Below are 4,626 nucleotides of genomic sequence, written 5' to 3'. Positions count from 1 at the left end.
CGCTCGCGGCCTTTAACCTGTCGCGTTGGCGAGTGAATTCTGGGGACTTGGATGTCCCAGAATTTTTAACGAGGTAGCGACACGCTTGTTAAATTCCAAGCCATATTTGCTGACTACCTATTTGCAGGTCTTTCCTGTAGAAGACCGAGCACGTTGTGTCGATAAACTGGGTTGGCATGAAAACCTCTTTGTTATTGCGTCACAAACCATTGGTCATTCATCTGAGAAAATTGTTTTTCAAAACAGTCATACGGTTGAATCAGCCATGTCTGTATCAGGTACTGTAGAAGATTGGCAAGCATCAATAGGACGTCTTGCTTCGGGTAACTCGCGATTAATTTTTGCCATCTCTGCTGCTTTTGCTCCTGCTTTGGTAAAGATTGTTGGTGAAGATTTAGGTGGGTTTCATTTCCGAGGTGATTCTTCAAGCGGTAAAAGTACTGCGTTAAAAGTAGCAGCTTCGGTTTGGGGCAATCCACATGTCTATTGCCGATTATGGCGCAGTACGACTAATGGGCTTGAAGGGCTCACAGCTTTACATAACGATGGTTTACTGATTCTTGATGAGTTAAGTCAGATGGAGCCTAAAGAAGCAGGTGAGGCCGCTTACTTGTTGGCCAATGGTCAAGGAAAAACATGAGCTTCGCGCCATGGAACAGTGAAACAATCGTCTCGATGGTCCTTATTCTTTCTCTCCGCTGGGGAAGAACCTTTAATGTCTTTGATGGCCAGAGCTGGGCAGAAAACGAATGCTGGACAGGAAATTAGGTTAGCCGATATTGAAGCCGATGCTGGATTTCACAGGCTCTACACCAAATAAGGTGGCACTTTAATCAAAATAGTCTAGACTAAATCCTTGATTTTGCGATCAAAAAGGAAATTAAAGTGCCTAGGAAGAATCTTATCCTAAATTTACCTGGATTTTCTATAGTAAAAGTGAGCGGTTATCAACCGTTATTATTAGAGGTTTTTTATAATCGATTAGCGCGTTGTGGTCATTGTCAAAGTAAGAAGGTACGCAAGAAATCATCTTATATGCGAGAAGTAGATCATGAGTTGATAGGTCATAGACGAAGTATATTAAGGTTTAAAGCCTATAAGTTATATTGTCATGAATGTGGTCGTTATGGGAATCAACAATTTCCAGGTATTAATAAACATCAACGAGCTACATGGTGAGCTCAGTTAACAGTATTTCACGAGCATAGTCGAGGAGTATCACAAAAAGACCTATCAGAACGTTATAAGAAAGGGAAAGCGACCATAGAGCGCTGGTAGTAACGGCATTATGAGGAACAAAATCGAGAATTACTCATCGCCCATGCCCGCTAGTTCTTGGTATTGATGAACATTTCTTTAGTAAGAAAGAAGGTTTCGCTACAACGTTTTGTGACCTAAGAAAACATAAGGTATTTGATGTGGTTCGTGGTCGTCGAGAGCAAAAGTTAAAAGAGTATCTACAGCAATTACCTGGAAAAGAACGTGTCAAAGTGATTTGTATGGACTTAAGTAGTACGTACCGTTCCTTGGTAAAGAAGTACTTTCCCAATGCGATGATAGTGGCTGATAGGTTTCATGTAATCCGTTTAATTCAAAGAAAAGATTGGCCAAAGAATTATGGATGAACGTAAAGCCAAAGGGTTGACTAGGAAGGCACTGGCCGAGTTAACTGGTGAATTAAAAACCTCACGGATTAATAACTATGAAAGAGGAGATCGTAGACCTACTGAAATTAAATTGTTGGCTGATGTCTTGGAGGTCTCTCCTTCATATTTGATGTGCTTAACAGATAATCGCGAAGGAAAGATAACAAAATCTCCAGGCATGGGCACATTGATTTCTGGAATTAACTAGGGCATCATCGAGAATTACTGGAACAGAAGCTCCTTTTTCGGCCAATAAATTGGCATATGCCAGTCGTAATAAAATTGCGAGTTGCTCTCTGGTACCAATACTTAAATTTTCGAATGGCTCTCGAATACCATTTCTTAAAATATGTTGAAGACAAAACTCTTCATCGATAATAGGTTCAGAGTCAGGGAATAAAATTTTCAAATAGGGGGGCATTGCTTCAGTTAAGGGTTTGATAAGCAACTCCTTTGCAGATTGAATGTTTTCTCTAATCAGTTGACACAATAAGTTTAAAGAGCCAACGTGCATTTCCAGACGTTGGACTTCATTGCATAATTCTTTTAGCTCCTGTTCGGCTTGTTCTTTTTCTTCTGCTAGCCCCCGGTACCCACTAGTGTGAAGTTCAATGGTTAAATCTCTTATCGTTTGTTTTAACTCGGTCATTCTTTTTTTAGTATTATCTAAAATTTGTTGACGTCTCCCTACTTCGGAGGCAGCACCTACATAATCAAGGGATAGCAACGTGTTTTCAAGCTTATCAAGCTTTTCTTTGAGCATTTGCCTTTCATTTGCTATGTACTTTTCTGTATTTTTCAGTTGTTCATCAGTATTATCCTCACCGTTCGCTCAAATGAATGAGAGCATTGATGAACGTCACCAAAGGGATTAAGAAGAATCAGAACCGAATAAGTTTGCAGATTTAAATCCAAAATAACTTCACGTTGCCTATTTTTTAATCCATAATTCGCGCAAATATTGAATAAAAAAAGAGTGAGTGATGAAATTCCCATTAACAGAGCCAACCAGCCCGCGCTACCTCTATATTAACCGCAAAACCAACACGGTACACGTACTGATGCCGGTCGTTAGCGGCATTCAAATTGGTTTGGACAATACGTGTAAATCGGTTTCATCTTTACAAGAGTTTTTTGGTAAAAGCCGTGCTGTGCATCAACGAGCAATACAGGATGAATTGAGTGCTTATAAAAAAGCTCTGGAATTGGATATTAGCCTGATTGCCGAAGAGTCTGAGTTAAAAACCCAAAAACAAGAACGTCTTTCGCAAATCCAGCAGTATATTGCGACCATCGACACGGTTTTAAACACGCCCGTCCTGGATACGTTAAGTTTAGCTTTTCCCGAATATCCAGCATTGCTGCAAGCGATAATGAAGGAAGAAGACGTTAATTTCCACAGTATGGTGTTAAGGCCGAAAGAAATGGACGGCTTCCTACGTTTTGTAAACCCGGTATTTAGTGTGAGGCGTGATGACACGGGGGCATTCTATAACACGCTGTCAGAGGCTTATCAAGGTGTTACAGAACTTCTGAATGCTAAAACAAGGTTCATTAACAGTCTACTCGAATTACCTGAGGCACAAGGGAATGACGTTGAAGCCTTGCAGCGCCTGTTAAAAGAACAAACTTTCAATCAATTCAAGGTTGATGTCGATTTTTACCATACAAAGAACAATGCAGAGGTAACAAAAGTGTTGCTGGATGAGTATATCGGCAGTGATGTGGAAAATCCTTCAACAGCCCACGAGTATATTGGTATGCTCTTAGAGGTTTGTGCCAAGGAGCTGTTTAATAACTTGCCTGACTCACCATTTTACCTGAGAAAAAACGCAGAAGAGCTCTCGATTATCACACAATTTTTTTTAGCCCATGTCAATATTTATTGCTATGCCAATCAACTAAGTACGGTTAATTTTGGCAAGATACTTGATGACACCGCGGAACTCAGCAGAGAGGTTGCAGGCATTGTGCTGTCTATCACCAAAGGCGACAGCATAGAAGATGCCTTATTGGATTTCGTGAATAAAAACAGCCCGTCTTTTGGTCTCAGCAGAGAACTGGCACCCGCGGATTGGGCCGATATTAAGAAGAGATTCACCCAAAATTATGCACAAATAAAAGAGTCACCGCATTTTGATGAATTTGCGCTGTTGGATGACAGCAAACCAGAGCCGTTTATCAACCATCAAGGCTCTATTTGCTTAAATTTTGCTGAATTTGTAAAAGCAGGCTTTCCGGGTCTGGTGCCTGATTATTTTGGAACGATTCGCGCGGATTTTAAGGCACTAAAAAAAGAGGCTATCAAGTCGACCAACAAATGGGTTCATGAAATGGTGACACTCAGCGTTGACGAGCTGCTTGCAAACATTAAAGACGAAGACCAATTGGAGGCTGTGTTAAAAAAATTACCAGAAGCCGAAAAAAACGAAATCCTAGCCTCCCCCCAAATCAAGCGCATGCAAGTGCCCAAGTTTCTGCTTCATGTTGCAAGAGGCGAGCAGGATGAGGCAGAAGCACTACTCAAAGCAAATCCCGATGCGCACTTCTTATTGCAATCTGAATCGTTTACTGATTACTCAGGACGAACCTTTCACTGTACCGCCTTCGAGTATGCTTATTGGGCAAAAGACACGCATATGTGCCGTATGCTCATACAACAGATGGATGACGAAACCAAAAAAGAAATGCTCGAGCGCTGTGAAGTAATGGAGAACAATGGGCTGTGCTACACCCAGAATGGAGAGGTTAAAAACACCAGCCATTTTGAGTTTAAGCCTCTTATTGACGCACTCAAAGATTATGTCGATGAATTTGCCAGGCGAAATTGGAATGAAAGAGACCGAGCCTGGCTGAAGGTGGGAATTGTTCAACGCGACTTGCCGGCGCACGTAGCGAGTGAGTATTGCAGACCCGACCGCTCATTTAACCCGCGGCCTGAATTTAATGAACCGTCATTGCCCAGGGGTTTAACCTTTTA

At 41.5% G+C, this 4,626-nt stretch carries 2 protein-coding genes and 3 pseudogenes; 4 read left to right on the top strand and 1 reads right to left on the bottom strand.

The window, feature by feature from the left end; all coding sequences use genetic code 11:
• Positions 1-106: 106 nt before the first annotated feature.
• The 3 pseudogenes from Lsan_RS13295 to Lsan_RS21670 all read left to right on the top strand — a co-directional run.
• Positions 107-796 (top strand): annotated as a pseudogene (locus Lsan_RS13295) (DUF927 domain-containing protein); the annotation flags it as partial.
• An 89-nt stretch (positions 797-885) separates the two neighbouring features.
• A pseudogene (locus tag Lsan_RS23590) lies at positions 886-1,601 on the top strand (transposase); the annotation flags it as partial.
• A gap of 16 nt (positions 1,602-1,617) precedes the next feature.
• A pseudogene (locus tag Lsan_RS21670) lies at positions 1,618-1,839 on the top strand (helix-turn-helix domain-containing protein); the annotation flags it as partial.
• Here Lsan_RS21670 and Lsan_RS13285 read toward each other — a convergent pair.
• Complete coding sequence (locus Lsan_RS13285; RefSeq protein WP_058514705.1) at positions 1,783-2,409, bottom strand: ATP-binding protein; 627 nt, start codon at positions 2,407-2,409, stop codon at positions 1,783-1,785. The pseudogene Lsan_RS21670 and the gene Lsan_RS13285 overlap by 57 nt on opposite strands.
• A gap of 220 nt (positions 2,410-2,629) precedes the next feature.
• Here Lsan_RS13285 and Lsan_RS13280 point away from each other — a divergent pair.
• A partial coding sequence (locus tag Lsan_RS13280) for a hypothetical protein (protein WP_193392714.1) occupies positions 2,630-4,626 on the top strand: 1,997 nt, incomplete at its 3' end.

This window comes from Legionella santicrucis, from assembly GCF_001468135.1.
Classification (GTDB): domain Bacteria; phylum Pseudomonadota; class Gammaproteobacteria; order Legionellales; family Legionellaceae; genus Legionella; species Legionella santicrucis.
This window is presented reverse-complemented; position numbering and strand designations above follow the sequence as displayed.

Coding starts and splice junctions, on each gene's coding strand:
- Lsan_RS13285 (WP_058514705.1), bottom strand. CDS start 2,409: ATGCTCAAAGAAAAGCTTGATAAGCTTGAAAACACGTTGCTATCCCTT.